The organism is Bacillus sp. AFS059628, assembly GCF_002571225.1.
Lineage (GTDB): Bacteria > Bacillota > Bacilli > Bacillales > Bacillaceae_G > Bacillus_A.
Window position 1 is genome coordinate 1 of record NZ_NVEC01000053.1, and the last position, 17,623, is coordinate 17,623.

16 protein-coding genes are annotated in these 17,623 nt (G+C 39.5%); 2 read left to right on the forward strand and 14 right to left on the reverse strand.

Annotated features, from left to right (window positions below; translation table 11 throughout):
• Positions 1–57: 57 nt before the first annotated feature.
• The 14 genes from COL05_RS18235 to COL05_RS18305 all read right to left on the reverse strand — a co-directional run bounded on the left by COL05_RS18235 (position 58) and on the right by COL05_RS18305 (position 15,620).
• On the reverse strand, positions 58–783 hold the full coding sequence (locus tag COL05_RS18235) for a GntR family transcriptional regulator (protein WP_098669616.1): 726 nt from the start codon (positions 781–783) through the stop codon (positions 58–60).
• Complete coding sequence (locus tag COL05_RS18240) at positions 783–1,799, reverse strand: sugar kinase (RefSeq protein WP_098669617.1); 1,017 nt, start codon at positions 1,797–1,799, stop codon at positions 783–785. Before COL05_RS18240 ends, COL05_RS18235 begins: the two co-directional genes overlap by 1 nt.
• Positions 1,792–2,547 carry a 2-dehydro-3-deoxy-phosphogluconate aldolase gene (dagF, locus tag COL05_RS18245; RefSeq protein WP_098669618.1) on the reverse strand — a complete coding sequence of 252 codons (756 nt, stop codon included), beginning with the start codon at positions 2,545–2,547 and terminating at the stop codon, positions 1,792–1,794. Before dagF ends, COL05_RS18240 begins: the two co-directional genes overlap by 8 nt.
• A gap of 1 nt (position 2,548) precedes the next feature.
• Complete coding sequence (locus COL05_RS18250; protein ID WP_098669619.1) at positions 2,549–3,652, reverse strand: DgaE family pyridoxal phosphate-dependent ammonia lyase; 1,104 nt, start codon at positions 3,650–3,652, stop codon at positions 2,549–2,551.
• Complete coding sequence (locus tag COL05_RS18255) at positions 3,630–4,730, reverse strand: amidohydrolase/deacetylase family metallohydrolase (protein ID WP_098669620.1); 1,101 nt, start codon at positions 4,728–4,730, stop codon at positions 3,630–3,632. Before COL05_RS18255 ends, COL05_RS18250 begins: the two co-directional genes overlap by 23 nt.
• Before the next feature lie 276 nt (positions 4,731–5,006).
• A complete protein-coding gene (locus COL05_RS18260) occupies positions 5,007–5,867 on the reverse strand; it encodes a M15 family metallopeptidase (protein WP_098669621.1) in 861 nt (286 codons plus the stop codon).
• Between the two features lie 82 nt (positions 5,868–5,949).
• On the reverse strand, positions 5,950–7,056 hold the full coding sequence (locus COL05_RS18265) for a HAMP domain-containing sensor histidine kinase (protein ID WP_098669622.1): 1,107 nt from the start codon (positions 7,054–7,056) through the stop codon (positions 5,950–5,952).
• Positions 7,049–7,747, reverse strand: a complete 699-nt coding sequence (locus tag COL05_RS18270; RefSeq protein WP_098663220.1) for a response regulator transcription factor — start codon at positions 7,745–7,747, stop codon at positions 7,049–7,051. Before COL05_RS18270 ends, COL05_RS18265 begins: the two co-directional genes overlap by 8 nt.
• Positions 7,748–7,981: 234 nt before the next feature.
• A complete protein-coding gene (gene menC / locus COL05_RS18275) occupies positions 7,982–9,088 on the reverse strand; it encodes an o-succinylbenzoate synthase (RefSeq protein ID WP_098669623.1) in 1,107 nt (368 codons plus the stop codon).
• Entirely contained in the window at positions 9,089–10,534 is a 1,446-nt protein-coding gene (locus COL05_RS18280; protein WP_142337553.1) for an o-succinylbenzoate--CoA ligase, read from the reverse strand.
• Between the two features lie 243 nt (positions 10,535–10,777).
• Complete coding sequence (gene menB, locus COL05_RS18290; RefSeq protein ID WP_098669626.1) at positions 10,778–11,596, reverse strand: 1,4-dihydroxy-2-naphthoyl-CoA synthase; 819 nt, start codon at positions 11,594–11,596, stop codon at positions 10,778–10,780.
• Between the two features lie 69 nt (positions 11,597–11,665).
• On the reverse strand, positions 11,666–12,478 hold the full coding sequence (menH, locus tag COL05_RS18295) for a 2-succinyl-6-hydroxy-2,4-cyclohexadiene-1-carboxylate synthase (RefSeq protein WP_098669627.1): 813 nt from the start codon (positions 12,476–12,478) through the stop codon (positions 11,666–11,668).
• Complete coding sequence (gene menD / locus COL05_RS18300; protein WP_098669628.1) at positions 12,475–14,229, reverse strand: 2-succinyl-5-enolpyruvyl-6-hydroxy-3-cyclohexene-1-carboxylic-acid synthase; 1,755 nt, start codon at positions 14,227–14,229, stop codon at positions 12,475–12,477. The genes menH and menD overlap by 4 nt, the downstream gene beginning before the upstream one ends.
• Positions 14,226–15,620 (reverse strand): isochorismate synthase, encoded by a 1,395-nt coding sequence (locus COL05_RS18305; protein WP_098669629.1) that lies wholly within the window; start codon positions 15,618–15,620, stop codon positions 14,226–14,228. Before COL05_RS18305 ends, menD begins: the two co-directional genes overlap by 4 nt.
• Before the next feature lie 194 nt (positions 15,621–15,814).
• Here COL05_RS18305 and COL05_RS18310 point away from each other — a divergent pair, with 194 nt between their 5' ends.
• Both COL05_RS18310 and COL05_RS18315 read left to right on the forward strand, forming a co-directional pair.
• Positions 15,815–16,768, forward strand: coding sequence for a 1,4-dihydroxy-2-naphthoate polyprenyltransferase (locus COL05_RS18310; RefSeq protein WP_098669630.1), 954 nt, complete (start codon positions 15,815–15,817; stop codon positions 16,766–16,768).
• 109 nt (positions 16,769–16,877) lie between these two features.
• A complete protein-coding gene (locus COL05_RS18315; protein ID WP_000957377.1) occupies positions 16,878–17,609 on the forward strand; it encodes a yteA family sporulation protein in 732 nt (243 codons plus the stop codon).
• The last annotated feature ends 14 nt before the right edge of the window (positions 17,610–17,623 follow it).

Below are 17,623 nucleotides of genomic sequence, written 5' to 3' on the forward strand. Positions count from 1 at the left end.
ATCGTAACAGTTAGTTACCCCTTACTTTATAAAAAAAGAGGGCGAATACCCTCTTTTTTATACGTCATAATTCACTACATAATGCTGCATTTCTGTATTGTAGTAGCCTTCGCTATATTCAATTACTTCGCCAACTTCATCGTAAGAATAGCGCATACGTTTTAATAGTGCTGTCCCCTCTTTTTCACCTAACGCTTCTGCAACGAAACTAGGCGCAAGTCCAACAGCGAATTCATCTCTGAAGTTTTCTAAATGAATGCCTCGGTCTTCCACTAAATCATAAAGCGATTGCAAGTCAAAGTCCGATAAATCTGTACTTGCCATTTTCGCTGAGAAATAGTGCGTATAATGAATGTACGGTGCATCATTTAACGTATATAAACGCTCAATACGAAAACTTTCCTTACCGAATAATCGAAATGGCACCGTTCCTTCTTCATTATGAATGATTTCTGCTTTTAGCAATTTCTTTTGTACTTTATATCCTTCTTCCACTAACACTTCTGTAAATTTCTTACCCTTTGACAACTTTGTCGCAGAAGTATTGCGGATAACTTTCGTTCCTTTACCGCTTTTCTTTTCTAAATATCCTTCTTGAGCAAGTTCTTTAATTGCATTACGCACTGTAATTTTGCTCACTTTGAACTCTTCTTCTAACTGCGGTTCGGAAGGAATATTCGTATGAATCGCATATACACCATGCAATATTCGATCACGAATAATATTTTTTATTTGTAAATATAATGGTCCTTTTTTCCTCGTTACGTTCACCGTTACACCCACTACCTTTCTACATCACCTACTGATGCCGTCATTGCCCGAAGTATATCCTTCTCTGATGACATTGGCGTATCACCGACGATTGTATGTGCAAGCATTCCAGCTGCTGACGCAAATGAAACAGCTTTCTCTGGTGCAAACTCTTCTATCTCGCCATGAATAATCCCGCTCGTATAAGCATCTCCAGCACCTATTCTATCATATACAGAAAACGTAAGTGTTTTTGCAAAAGTGAACGCACCATCTTTACATATAAACCCGCGAAGCGAGTGTGTATTATCGCTATTAATAGAGCGATGTGTGCCAGCAATTGTAGCGATATGATACGTTTCAGCAACCTTCGGAATAAGATCAACAAGTTGCGCCTCTCGCTCCGTCTCCTCTGTTTTCATTCCAAGAACGAACATTGCATCTTTTTCATTCATCATAACGATATCAGCAAGAGCTAGCATTTCTTCATAATGCGGTTTCGCCTGCTCATATCCGTCTTCTCCCCAAAGAGATGGACGATAGTTGCAATCAAAAACGACAGTACCTCCGTTTTCTTTAACTGCTTTTGCTAAAGATTTCATATGATGGCGCACCGTATCATTCATCGCAAGTGTAATCCCGCAAAAATGAACGATATCAATTTCCTTTGCGATTTCTTCAAATTGGTACATGCCTTCACATGCCGTATTGAAGCTACTTTCTAATCGATTTGAATATGTAACGCGGCTTGCACGTGCTCCAAATCCATTTTCTAAAAAGTACATGCCGACATATTTACCGCCTCTTGAAATAAACGGTGACTGAATGCCTAACTTTTGAATATGTGATATCGCAGCATCCCCAACCGAGTTCTCTGGTAAAGTTGAAATAAGAAAGCCTTCATGACCGAGATGAGAAAGTGCTGCTGCCACGTTCACACCTGTACCAGAAAATGAGTAATGTAATGTGTTAGCTTGTGATAACAATTCATACCCTGGTACTTGCAGACGCATCATTACTTCACCAAATGCTGCAATTTTCTTACGCATTTTGATCAACTAGCTTCTTCACTACCGCTAATAATTCGCGAACATCTTCTACTTTCGTATTGCCAGTTTCTTTATCAATAATAGAAGAGTACACGTGCGGGATCACTTGCTCTACGTTTGCTTCAAGCGCAATACGTACAATTGTTTCAAAGTTTTCCTTATTAATTCCGCCTGTTGGCTCTAATGCAAATCCTTCTTCCGCACAAGCTTTCGCAACTGCGCGATATTCTTCTTCATGAGCTAAACCTTTCATTGGGAAGTATTTCAATGAATTTCCGCCCATATCACGTACAAGTGCGATTGCTGTTTTGATTGGAACGATTGCTTTTTCTTCTCCAGCTGCACTAATTGGACCAGTAGAAATATTTACGTAACCTACTTTTCCTGTTGGAGATACTAAACTATTAATCCAGCTATCTTTTCCGCCAAGATTTGCACGTGTCACTCCAACTGAAGGGAACACTTGATTAATATGACTACCAGGGTAATGCTTCGCAATTTCAGCTACAACTGCCGCTTGGCGATTATCTCCAGCTCCTAGTCCGATTGATACCGCGTCATCAATTTCTTTTCCGTATGCTTTCATCGCTGTAACGGCTTCTTCTACTGTTGGGTAGTCTTTTGATAACACTCCCACTACTACATAACCTTCTGCTGCTTCAAAGATGTCTTTCGCATTTTCAATATTGTTCGCTAATACATTTAATGCTACACGGCCTTTATAAAAACGTTTTTGAATGTTTGTCATTTTAGTTTCCTCCTACAATTTCTCTCAATTTTTCTTCAATTACATGTATGTCATCACCTTGAAGTGGACGTGGATCAATATCAAAGAATCCTTGTCTTACTCCGTAATCACGTGTATAAATGGCAATTTCCCCTTCGCGTAATGCTGTTACGACGTCTTTTGCTGATTTATTTAACTCGTTCTCGTTAATGTGAATACGCGCTCTAAAGATTGCTCTTCCTGCCTCATCTTGAACGATCGTTACATTTACACCGTTTAATTCTTTAAGCGGCATAAGTACTTGTAATAACTCTTTTTCTTGTTCACTTTTATCTTCTTTTACTCCGTACTCATCAAGCGCTTGAAGTAAACCGAAAGTTGTTTCTTTCCCGACCTTCATACTTCTTCCGATGCAATGTAATTGCACTTTCAACCACTCAATATATTTTCGTTTACCGCCAACGATACCAGAATTAGGTCCTTCAATTGCCTTTGAACCGCTATAAATGGCAAGGTCTGCATACTTCACATATTTTTGAATATCTTCTTCAGCTGCCGCATCGACGATAAGTGGTACATTATTTCGCTGCGCAACTTCCCATGCTTCTTCAACAGAAATCATATTTTTTTGCACAGCGTGATGGGATTTCACATACAGAATCGCTGCTGTATTTTCACCAATCGCATCTTCAATATGCTCTGCTTTCCCTTCATTTGCGTAGCCAACTTCTACAAGTTTTCCTCCGCCTAAGTAAATCATCGTTTCAACAGGAGCACCGTATTGAACGTTATGACCTTTTAACATAATCACTTCATTTTTCGCGATGACCTCTTGATGAAGTCTTTCACTTTTACGGCGATTTCCTTCTGTCACGATACCAGCGATAGAAAGTGCAATTCCGCTCGATGCTGAATTCACAACGACCGCTGCCTCTGAATCTAGAATTCTCGCAATATGGTCTCCCGCTTTATCTACTAAATCAGCAATTTCCACATAATTTTGTCCCCCATGTTTCATCGCATCCATAACTGTATCTGTAGGAGCGGATACACCTAAAATACTCATTCTACCGCTCGCATTAATTACTCTTTTTAATCCGTACTTAGCATTCAATGAATGACCCATTGATTACAACCCCTTTCGTATCAATTCTTCTTTCAGCAATGCGCTGATCCCCTTCTGAATCAATTAACGTAATCTTTTCATCTTTCACCGTAAATAAAGTTAAGTTTGCAATATCGCCTTCCTGAATACAACCAAGCTCTGGTTTTTTCAGCCACTCTGCCGCATGTTTCGTCACCGCATCAATTACCTCTTCTAGCGGATATCCTAAGTAAAGGAATTTCGAAAGAACGTGAGCCATACTATACACGGGACCGTGTATACGATTCTTTCGGTAAATATCTGTACTAATTGTATTAAAAGCAATACCGTGATGCTTCGCCGCCTCTGCTACTTTAAAAGAAAAACTAGCATTACCGTGACCAACATCTAAATGAACACCGCGCTTCACGGCATCTAGTAACACAGGTAGCGGTTTGCCTTCTTCATCGAATAAATTATTTTCTTTCCCGTTTAAGTAATGTGTAATCACATCATCTTTTTCTAAAAGAGGTACAACTTCCTCTATGCGAGGAGGCGCTGAACCGATATGTACCATAATTGGCAATGATGTTTCACGAGATAAAGAGCGTGCAACATGAAGCGGTTCAATTCCACTATCACAAACGACACTTTTACTCATTCTCGCCTTTAACCCGACGATTACATCTTTATACTTTTCTACTGCTTCTATCACTTTCTCTTTATCGATCCATTCCATATTGGATAGTTCATCAATTCGTTTCAAACCGATGCGAGAAATATTTAAAAAGGCAAATAAATTCGTTTTTGCCTGCTCTCTACTTTTTACTAAATCTGCAATACGATCAGCTCCGCAGCTACCCGCATCAACAATTGTCGTTACCCCTTGCTTAACGCCAATTTCATCCACCTCATCGCCATACGGATCAAACTCTGGAAAAGCATGAACATGTAAATCAATCCAGCCACTCGATACGTAAGTACCTGAGTAATCAAGAACCTTTCCACCCTCGCCAGCACCAGCTTTCGTCACCTGTGCGATTTTATTATTTTCAATTACAATGTCAATCTCTTCCCCGTTCACACGTTTCACATTACGTAGTACGAATCGTTCTGTCATTGTATTTCCACCCTTTTCTATAAGAAGCCATAAGAATACGCTTACATTAAAGTTTCATTTTATATGTCTTTCACACGTTTAGCGTAACATAAAAAAAGGGAGAAGTAAATATAACGTTATAATGTTTAAAAGTAAATAAAAAGATGCACCTCAAAAATGCTGATAGTACAAGAAATTATATCAACGATTCGACAAGGAATATCAGTTTACCGACAAAAAACACCAATCCCTTTCTTACATACGAAAAGGCCGCTCCAAACGGAACAACCTCTTTTTCTATTCCTGAACCGTCACAATAACCCCATCCATATTATTCCCCGAAATTTCATACTGCTTATTCGCTGGAACATTCACTTTCCTGTTCCCGGACACTTTATAATAAGAAACCGTATATTTCTTACCTTCCACATCCGTTGTGATTTCCTTTTTCTCTTTTAAAAAGTCCAAATATTCCTCTAGTGTAATTTTCTCCTTTTGCATAATGGCACTATGCGGTAATCCTACATAACGTATATGCCACGGCTCATATTGAATGCCTGTAATATGACTTTTATTTTTTGGATAACGTAAAACAAACCCGTGCTTCCATACATTCTCTTCAATCCATCTTCCTTCAGGCGCTTTCTCCATTTTCTTTTGCGTAGATCCAACGTCGAGTGATAATCCTAAATTATGTTCACTGTATCCTGCTGGGAGTGCATAGTCAGATCCCATTTCTTTATATAACTTACTTTGTTCTTGAAAATCTCGATATCCGCTATTCATTAAAAAATGCTGTACGCCATCTTTCCCAGCTGCATCGACAACGTTCAAAAACTTGCTCACAACATCCTTTGATAAACGAAGATTTCTATCAAATATCACATAACCTCTTACTAATTCACTATTGTGATTTACATTTATAATATCGGACCTAACACTATCTTTTTTAACCGGGTAATCTTTATTAACTAATAATAGATCCCCTTTATAAATGTCTTCTTTTGTAACCTCTATATTTTTCGTATTCGCAGCCCTTACCGTATTATCTTTCTCGGCAATTTTAACATCGATCTCCTTTTGAAATAATGGTGATATATAAAAGCCTACGCAGATTGTGCATGCTATAAAAAGAGTAATAAATACCCACTTTTTCATTTCTAGTTCCTCCTTCATGTAACTTACGTATAGAATAGAAAAAACTATTAAAATAAAAAGTGGGATAAAGTTTAAATTTTTATTAAATTACTTCGCTCTCTTCTTTTGGCAATCTCACTTCAAATATCGTTCTAATTACATTACTTTCAGCAGCAATCGTCCCGTCATGCTGCTCAACGATATTTTTCGCAATAAATAGCCCAAGGCCTGTACCACCTTGTTGCTCTGATCTTGCCTTATCACCTGTATAAAACATATCAAAAAGATACGGTAAATCTTCTTCCGGAATGCTGTCTCCGTAATTAATAATTTGTACGACTACCTCTTCACCTTCAATATATCCGTTCACATCAACAAACTTTCCATCATACCCGTAGCGAATCGCATTCGTTAAAAGATTTTCAAATACCCTCGCTAATAATTTCCCGTCACCGTTAATAGGTAATTGCGGCGTCATATTCAATCTCGCTTCTAATTCCTTCTTTTCTAATAACGGATATAATTCTTCGTCTAACTGAATAAGCAATTCACCTATATCAATTGGTCTTTTTTCAAGCTTCAGCATCCCATAATTCATTCTTGTGATTTCAAATAATTCATCAATTAAACTTTCCAGCCTTTCGGATTTCGTAAAAGCAATTGTGGAAAAATGTTTAATTTGTTCTTTCGTCAAATTCTCATCTTTAAGAATTAAATCTAAATAACCCAAAACAGATGTTAACGGCGTTCTTAAATCGTGAGCTAAGTTAACAATAAGCTGGTCTTTACTACTTTCTGCAAAGTCGCCTCGTTCTACTGCTTCCTTTAATTTTTCACTCGCTACATTAATTTCACGTGCAATATACCCAAACTCATCATTTGATGACACGCGAACTTCATTTGTAAATTCTCCGTTTGCCAAATGGTGAATCCCGCTTGAAATCTCATCAAAATATTTTACATAAGGCCTAGTAAGAAAGAAGAAAAACATAATAGATAGAGGAATGAAAATAATTAAAAAGAAATTAACATCCCCAATTTGTCTTACCATTGATCTGACTTGGGCTAATGGATCCTCAAAACGAACGACTAATTTATAATAAATTCGTAACCCTTCATAAATGATATACGTTACGCCACCAGCAAATATCATACTTAACGCAAATAGCATAACCATCTTCGAGCGAAAGCTTCTCATCTTTTTAGCCATTGAAAGTATAACCTACTCCCCACACTGTTTTGATTAACTTGTTCTTTCTTTTATCTTCCCCAAGTTTTTTCCGCAACGTACGAATATGTACCATAACTGTATTTCCGCCTTCAAAATAATCATCTGCCCATACTTGCTGAAAAATATTTTCTACATTGTACACTTTCTTCGGATGGCTCGCTAATAAATATAAAATATCAAACTCTTTCGGTGTTAATTCAACTTGTTCTCCGTACACATTTACTGTTCTTCGCTCAGGATCAATAACGACTCCGCCTACCTCTAAAGCAGATTTACTCTCCGCTACTTTCGGCTGATTTAACGTAAGAAATCGACGTAATTGTGCATTCACACGTGCGACTAATTCAATTGGTGTAAAAGGTTTTGTCATATAATCATCTGCACCTAATACAAGACCTGTCACCTTATCAAAATCAGATGTTTTCGCACTTAGAAAAATGATTGGCATATGGTGCTTCGCGCGAATTTGGCGCGTCACTTCATAACCATCCATTTTCGGCATCATAATATCTAAAACCACTAAGTCGATTGGCTGCGTTTCAATAATATGAATTGCCTCTTCTCCATCCGCTGCTTTCACGACGTGGTACCCTTCTTTTTCTAAATGTATCTCAATTAAATCAGCAATTTCTGCCTCATCATCCGCTATTAAAATGGAAATGCGCTTCATTTTACTCCCCCTTTATACGCTCGATTGTAAACTAGTCTATCCAATTTGTACAATAAGAAAAGGCTACTCGTGGGAGTAACCTTAGTAAATGAAATTATATCGACGATTTTTCAAATATATCGAACACAACTTGAAATATATCAACGATTTTTTTAATATATCGACGTTTCGCCAAGGAATATCGACTTACCGACAATTAACGACGAAATTCGCCCGCTATTTGAAAGACTCAACCTACCGCTCCAAAACAATCCGCTGCTTCGTGATCTCCGCCAGCCTTCCGCGGTCAACTTTATACTCAGTATCAACACTTTGCGGCACCATCACTTTCCCGCCCTCAAGCGTCACTTCCGGCGAAATAATATCCCTCTCCCAGTGCCTACTAGAGGCAGATATATCACCTGGAATTGTAAAGTTCGGCAATGAAGCAAGCGCAACATTTTGCGCTCGTGAAATCCCCATCTCTACCATACCGCCGCACCAAACGGGTGTGTTGTGCTCCATACAATAGTTATGAATTTGAATCGATTCTGTTAATCCGCCCACTCGCCCTGGTTTAATATTAACGATGCGGCAGCTGCCAAGTGTAATCGCAACGCGCGCGTCTTCTAAACTATGAATGCTTTCGTCTAAACAAATTGGCGTTTCTATTTTCTTTTGCAACTGTGCATGATCAAGAAAGTCGTAATCTGCTAGTGGTTGTTCAATCATCATCAATTGAAATTCATCTAATCGTTTCAGCTTCTCCGTATCCGCTAGTGTATAAGCTGAATTTGCATCAGCCATTAACGGGATATGTGGAAACTCTTTACGAATCTCTTTCAATAATTCATAATCATGCTCTGGCTTTATTTTCACTTTAAAACGCTCGTATCCTTCTTCCGCGTACTTTTCAATTTGTTTTAACATAACCGGAATTATATTGATACCAATCACAACACCAACTTCAATTTCAGTCCTAATGCCTCCAAGTAATGTCGCTAGCGATTTCTGTTCACGCTTCGCATATAAATCCCAAACAGCACCTTCAATTCCGGCCTTTGCCATTCGGTTTCTTTTTATATGCTGGAACAAACCAGGTACTTCATTCGGGTGGGAAATTTCAGCTTTCAATAAATCAGGTAATAAAAAATCCTGAAGTACATGCAGCGCTGTCTTCACTGTTTCTTCCGTATACCACGGTTCAGAGAAGGCAACGACTTCACCAAATCCAATATGTCCATCCGTATCTTCTAATTCAATAACGATGCTCTCACGCTTTTCGTAAGTTCCGTAACTTGCAGCAAACGGGATTACGAGTGGCATTTCTGTTATATGAAGTGCCGCTTTTTTTATTTCCACCTACATCTCCTCCACTAATTGTCTTAACTCTCGTCTTAACAATTTTTTCGAAGCATTTCGTGGTAATTCCTCTAAGAAACATGCTCTTTTCGGCACTTTGTATTTCGCTAATTTCCCCTCGCAAAAATGAAGAATTTCCTCTTCTGTTACCTCTCCATTTTTTACAACAAAAGCAGCCGGTACTTGTCCCCATTTATCGTCAGTCATCCCGACGACACCTGCTTCCGCTACCATCGGATGAGAAAGCAACACTTCTTCAATTTGAGCCGGATATATATTTTCCCCGCCAGAAATAATTAAATCACTGCGGCGATCTAATACGTATAAAAATCCTTCTTCATCTAAATAACCGAGGTCACCAGTATGAAGCCATCCGTTTTGAATAGTTTCGCGCGTCGCATCTTCACGGTTAAAGTAACCGCCTGTTACATTTGGTCCTTTTACTACGATTTCGCCTTCCGCAAATGGCGGTACTACGACGCCATCTTTTTCGATACGAAGTTGGCACTGAAATAGTGGTTTCCCGGCTGATCCTACTTTCGTTAACATGTAATCTGCTGATAACGTGCAAATTTGCGACGACGTTTCTGTCATACCGTACGTTTGATACACAGGAATTCCTTTTTCTACACATGTTTCAAGTAACGGTTTCGGTGCTGGTCCTCCGCCAAGTAACATGCATCGTAAAGAAGATGGATATGTCTCTTCTCCAAGTCTTTCTAATAGATCTGTTAACATTTTAGAAACGACAGAAATAATCGTTACGCCTCTCGTTTGAAGCGCTTTATGAATAAAGTCAGCATCATATTTCGGAACGAGTAAAATGCGCATGCCGTACATAATATTTTTCATTAGAAGAGATAACCCACCAACGTGGAACATCGGCATACAAGCTAACCAACAATCATCATCACGAAGCCCTAAATTAAGCGAAGAGCCAACCGCACTTGCCCAGTGATTGCCGTACGTTAAAATAACGCCTTTCGGTTTCCCTGTCGTCCCCGACGTATAAATAATTGTCATCGCTTCTTCTAAAGAGAACTCTTCTTGTATAGAGGCTTCCGCCTTCGGTCCATTCATCACTTCAGCAAATGAATATACAGGAACCTCTTTAGCCTCAAAATCTTGATCCGTTACTAAGCATACAACTTCAGCATCATCCATTTGCCAAAGTAGCTCTTCTCTTGAAAGACGCGTATTTAAAAGCACAGCTACTGCACCTACGTAAGATAGGGCGTGAATAACTGTAATCATCTCCATACCATTTTTCATCAGAACAGCCACCTTTTGCCCACGCTTCACTCCTACATGAGTGAGGTGTTCACAAACAGATACTACTTTTTCATGCAGCTGCATAAAAGTAACTTTCTCTTCCTCTATTTCAATTGCAGTGCGATCTGGTGTTAAAAATGCACGTTGCTTTAACCAATTTGGCATCGTCTCCATCATTCATTCTCCTTTCATGAAAGAAAGAGACTTGATATGACATCAAGTCTCTTAGTTGTTTTGTTTCCGGTTTGATCATCGGTTACGTCTCACTTTGTAGGCGAGCTGCTTCCACTTTTGGTCACATCCAGCTACAGCGGCTAGAATGTTCGGTAGCTTCACTTCTTCCTACGAGGCAAAAAGCGCCTCTACGTCAGGAGTTCCAACGCCCTCTTGTTCTAAGCAAGCCGCTTCCGCTTTTGATCACGGGAAACGAGGGAATTGACCGAAGTCCGGACTGCGTTTTTCTTTGAACGCGTCGCGACCTTCTTTTGCTTCGTCAGTTGTGTAGTACAATAACGTTGCATCTCCAGCTAGTTGTTGAATACCAGCTAGACCGTCTGTGTCTGCGTTGAATGCAGCTTTTAGGAAACGAAGTGCCATTGGGCTGTTTGCTAAGATTTCTTGTGCCCATTGTACTGTTTCTGCTTCAAGTTCTTCTAATGGTACTACTGTATTTACTAAGCCCATATCAAGCGCTTCTTGTGCACTATATTGACGGCATAGGTACCAAATTTCGCGAGCTTTCTTGTGACCTACCATACGAGCTAAGTAACCAGCTCCGTATCCACCGTCAAAGCTTCCTACTTTAGGACCTGTTTGTCCGAATACAGCATTTTCTGCAGCGATTGTTAAGTCACATACGATATGAAGTACGTGTCCACCACCGATTGCATAACCTGCTACCATCGCGATAACTGGTTTAGGAATTGCGCGAATTAGACGTTGTAAGTCTAATACATTTAAACGAGGGATTTGGTCGTCACCTACATATCCGCCATGACCGCGAACTTTTTGGTCGCCGCCAGAACAGAATGCACGTCCACCTTCACCTGTTAAAATGATAACGCCAACATTTGCATCATCACGAGCTTGTGCAAATGCATCGATTAACTCCATTACCGTTTTAGGACGGAATGCGTTATGTACTTCAGGGCGGTTAATCGAAATCTTTGCGATACCATTGTATGTTGAATAAATAATATCTTCGTAATTGCCTTCTTTTACCCATTCAATAGCCATTACAACTACCTCCTTGTATATTTCTGATCTCCTCTATAAGTGTAACTTCATTCTTAACTGAAAAAAGCATCACTGCATAGTTTTTAGAAATCCCTTTACTATTGTATCAAACTTTTCCGGTTGTTCCACATGAATTGCATGGCCAGCGCCATCAATTTTGACAAATTTCGCGTCAGAGACGCATTTTTCGATATTTTTTAATATGCGCAAGAACTTTTCATCATGCTCACCGTTCATTAAAAGAACAGGCATTTTTAAGTTTTGTAGCTCGTCCCACCATGAAGGCTGAGCCCCTGTTCCCATGCCGCGCAAGCTATTTGCGAGCCCTTTTGGATTGTTAGCAAGCCGCTCTTTTCGCACTGCTTCTTGTACGTTTTGTGCTAAACGTTTTTGCGTTTCAAACAGCGGAATACTTTCCCACATCGATACAAAACTTCCGATGCCTTCTCGCTCAATTTTATCGGCAAGTCGCTCATCTTTTTCACGACGTTCTTTTCTATCCTCTTCACTTTCAAGCCCAGCTGTACAATTTTCTAATAAAAGAGAATGTACATATTCTGGATATAGACACGCCATCGTAATCGCCAGTCTACCGCCCATTGAATAGCCAAGTATATGTGCTTTTTCAATATGAAGATAATCTAGTAGTTCTTTCATTTGCAATGCTACATTTCGAATATCATAATACGTCACATCTTCAGGACTTTCCGTTTTTCCGTGCCCAACAATGTCTACTAAAATGACTTGAAACTGCTCGCTCCAAGAAGGAATGAAGGAACGCCACGTTTCCATACTTCCCGTAAAACCATGAAGAAGTAGAAGTGGTTCCCCGCTTCCGACTACTTCATATTCATACGATACACCTTGCAGCATTACGTTCATTTTGATTCACCTTGCAACGATGTAGTAATTACGTCCTGCGTTTTTGCCCATAATTTACGGTGCAATGTTAAGTTTTCATCACGGTTCGTACAAATTTCTACAACGTGTAAACCTTCCGCCCTTGTTCCTTTTTGTACCTCTTCTCGGAATTGCTCCCAACCATTTACACGGCTAAATGAACCACCGTACATTTTAACAACATGCTCATAATCAAGCCCAATTGGAGTACCAAATAATGATTCGAAGTGTTCCTTTTTCTCATACTGTGGTAAGAATGAGAAAATACCGCCACCGTCATTATTTACAACGACAATTGTTATATTTAATTCATGTAATTTTGCGGCTAATAGTCCATTTAAGTCGTGATAGAATGATAAGTCACCGATTACTAATACGAGCGGATCGCAAATCATGCTCGCTCCTAAAGCTGTTGAAACGATGCCATCAATCCCATTCACACCGCGGTTTGCCATCACTTGAATATTTTTATCTGATGTGAAGAAGAATGAATCTGTATCACGAATTGGCATACTATTACTCGCAAATAACGTTGCTCCTTCTGGTAATACGCGAACAATATCTGTAATGACTTTTCCTTCAAATGCAGTTTCATATGTTTCCATTTCACGAAGCGTTTCCTTCGTTTTTTCGTTTATATGTTGCCACATTAGGGACCAATCATTCTTTTTCATAACTGGCATTTTTTCTATTAATGCACTGCAAAATGCAATATCATTTGCTTGGACAACTTCTGTCGCAACGAGAGCTGGATCTCTCCATTGTCCAGATTCGTCAACAACGATATGAACAGCTTTCGTTTGTTTTTTGATGAACTGCGTTAATGCTTTCGAAACAGGCATACCACCAAAACGAATTAAAACGTCCGGCTTCCACGTTTCTTTTAACAGCTCATTTCGTAAAAATGTATCGTAACAGTCAATCACCATCGTTTTATCGTGGTGACCGCTACGAATGTTAGAAAGTGGATCCGCTAATATTGGATATCCCGTCTTTTCAGCTAATTGCGTTGCAAACGTTGCGATCTCTGAATGACTATCATCTCCACAAATAATAAGCCCCTTTTCCATATGTGAAAGGCGCCCTACAAGAGAATCTACATATTCACTCGGCATCGTCACGTTACCTTGCTGAACTACTCCTGTATATTCTCCGCGTCCTTTATCCCATAAACTTTCTAATGAGAAGTCCGGGATAAGCGGTTCGCGAACTGGAAAATTAAGATGAACAGGTCCTTGCGGTGCTAAAAGCGCGCTTGCTATCGTGCGCTGCGTCGTCATGCGAGCGTAATGATACATCGCCTCATTCGCTTCTGGAAGTGCCATCTCTGTAAATTGCTTCACAAACGTACCGTATAAATTAATTTGATTCATCGCTTGTGGTGCACCGACATCTCTTAATTCATGCGGTCTATCTGCTGTTAAGACAATAAGCGGCACTCGCGAATGAAAAGCTTCACATACAGCTGGATAATAGTTCGCTGCTGCTGTTCCTGACGTACATAATAATGCAACCGGACGTTTTTTAGCCTTTGCGATACCGAGCGCAAAAAATCCCGCAGATCTTTCATCTACATGTAAATATGTGTTCATTCCTTCATGTTGTTCCATTAGTAGAGCAATCGGCGTTGACCGTGAGCCTGGACTAATGACAACATCACATACATTTAGACGCGTCAGTTCATCCACGAACGCGCCTAAATAATATGATAATGCTTCTATATGATTGTTCATTTCATTAATTCCTCCAAAGCACCAAGCATCGGTCTAAACTTCAAACTTGTTTCTTCATATTCAAGTTGTGGTACTGAATCAATTACAATCCCGCAACCGGCGAATAAGGATGCTTTCTCGCCATTTAATAATCCGCAGCGAAGTGCAACCGCAAACTCACCATTTCCTTCATCATCTATCCAGCCAATTGGTGCACCATATAATCCTCTGTCTAACAATTCAACATCACGAATCAGTTTCATCGCTTCCAACCGAGGTGTCCCGCCAAGAGCTGGTGTTGGATGTAATTCTTCTACCATTGTTAAAAGACTTGCATCGCCTTTTGCCTCTACAGGCGTATATAAATGAATCAAGTTTTTCGTTGTTAATAAGCCCGGACTTTCCGGAATATTAACAGATTCGCAGTGCTCAGTTAATACAGACCTAATCATGTTCACAACATAACCGTGTTCAGCTAAATTCTTTTCATCATGAAGAAGCGCATTACTATTTCGCTTACTTTCTTCTATAGATTGACCATGACCAGTTGAACCCGCAAGACACATCGAAGTAAACTTCTCATCTTCTTTGCGAATTAACCTCTCTGGCGTCGCTCCTAAGAAGCATGCTCCTTTATAATCAAAAGAAAATACGTAACAATCCGGTTGCCCAATGCGGAGTGCTTCTAAAACAAGAGCAGAATCAATATGATGATCCATCTCTACTTTTAACTCCCTCGCTAATACAACCTTCTGCACGTTCCCCTGCTTCATTTCATCTTGCACTTTCTCAATGGCCTTCATCCAGCCTTTCGGATCCACTTCTACCTTAGAAGTAACTGTTAATTTCGATCCTTCTAGTGCACATTTACTCTCCCCAAAAATTTTCTCTTCTAAAGAAACAATTTCGTTATAAAGAGTTTCTGCACAATCTGTTGCTGAAACGAATGTATTCATCGTTAACCATGCTTTTTCATTTTTTACAGTTAATAAAAATGCTGGTAGTGAAAATGTCGTATCCTCAAATTCTTTCCATAAGTCCGTTTTCTCTTTTTCTTGGTCAAATGAAAATCCACCAAATAAAAGCGGCCCTGTTCCAAACTCGTATCTCTCTCTTTGTACAAATGCTTTCTCTTTTACTTTATCCCACTCGTCACGGGCAGTTTGAAAGCGTTTGTGAGAAGCAGTTGCTATAGTGAAAACAGAACCAATTCCAGCAAATATTACATGCTGAGATGGGTCTGCAAAATAACATCTATTTTCGAATGCAATCCTTTTTCCTGCTGCATAAAACAGAAGAGGATCCATCCAGTCTATTTGTTTTACAAAACTAACCAATATTTTTTCATCAGTTGCATGCTTAATGGCTGCACTCAGAACTTCTTGCAAGCCTTTTTGTTTCGTTTGAATCACAATTGTCTCCCCCCTATGGGCGAAAAATAGTCATAATTACGCTTGATTTTAAGATACACCTCAAACGAAAGGCCTGTCAACGTTTAGCATTTCTGAGAAATTCACCTTCTCTTCCTAGAAAATAAACGTTGACACTAAATGATGCTTTTTCTACACTTAGTTGTGTACAATATGTGACCAAAGGAGGATTCAACATGGAAATGAACGTCGAAACGAATTCCTCTCCTACGGCGCCAAAGCCAAGCAAGCAAACAGGCTGGCGCATTTGGTGGAGTTTACTACGTCCCCATACATTAACAGCAGCTTTCGTTCCTGTTTTCATCGGAACAGCCTATGCAATGCAGGTCGGAGGTATAAATCAAATACATCTCCCTCTTTTCCTTATAATGCTTCTTGCTTGTCTTCTCATTCAGGCAGCAACAAACATGTTTAATGAATACTTTGATTATAAAAGAGGACTTGATCACGAAGGTTCAGTTGGTATCGGCGGCGCTATCGTTCGCGATGGCATTCAGCCAAAAACAGTGCTTAACTTAGCATTTGGATTTTTCGGCATCGCAATACTATTAGGTGTTTATATTTGTATGAATTCTAGCTGGTGGCTTGCTGCAATCGGTCTTGTTTGTATGGCCGTTGCTTACCTTTATACGGGTGGACCACTTCCCATTGCATATACACCATTTGGAGAGCTAACAGCCGGATTATTTATGGGTGTTATCATTATTGGGATTTCATTCTTTATTCAAACTGGTACTGTAACATCAGAAGTCATTTTACTATCTATTCCAAGCTCCATTTTAATTGGTGCCATTTTACTTGCTAACAATATCCGTGACTTAGATGGCGATAAAGAAAACGGTCGTAAAACGTTAGCAATTCTCGTTGGACGTGAAAGAGCCGTTGGTGTACTTGCTTCTATGTTCATCGTTTCCTACATTTGGACAATTGCTTTAATTATCGTGGGTATCGCATCACCATGGATGCTTATCGTATTTTTAAGTGCACCGAAAGCATTTAAAGCGACGAAAGGCTTTATCGGCAAAAGCATTCCAATGGAAATGGTACCTGCAATGATTGCAACAGCAAAAACAAATACAATCTTTGGTCTCTTAATGGGAATCGGATTATTACTTGGATATTTCCTTTAAAAGGAGCTGCTAACGCGGCTCCTTTTTCATATACCAATTTCAGCTCATAATTCCTACTCGCAACGCTCATACTATGTAAAGAAACTGAATTGTAGGAAGGTGGACGACTATGTTAACTCCACAACAAATAAATCAATTTAAATCCGTTTTAGAAAAACAAAAACAAGAGCTAGAACAAACGATACAAACACATGAAAATGAAGATCGTGCATCTGAACGAGAGTCTGTTGGAGAATTATCTAGCTATGATAACCATCCGGCTGATATGGCAACAGAGCTATATGAACGCGAAAAAGACTTCGGACTTATTGAACTTTGGCATAAACAGCTAGAGGATACGAAACATGCCCTGCAAAAAATAGAAGCGGGTACGTACGGCATTTGCGAAGTGTCTGGTGAAGAAATTCCGTTTGAAAGATTAGAAGCAATGCCGACTGCTACAACATGCATCCAGCACACGACAAATAAGTTAAATATGAATACACGACCAGTTGAGGAAGAAGTGTTATCCCCTTCTTTCCATAAACATGATGAAGATCGTTCTGTTGAGTACGATGCAGAAGATGCGTGGCAAGATGTTGCCAATTATGGAACGTCTGAAACACCGTCTGATTTAGAAAGACGAGATTCGAAAAATTATAATGGCATGTACGTAAATAGTGAGGAAAATGTAGGATACGTAGAGGATTTTGAAAACTTTATCGGTACGGATATGTATGGAAAAAATCCGCAAGTTTTCGCTACAGAAGAGCATGAAGAATATGAACAAATGCTTGATGACTTTGAAGAGCGTACGTTTAAGGGCGAACTATCTTCAAATGAGTCGAGTTCCAAAGAATAAAGTGAAACTTTAAT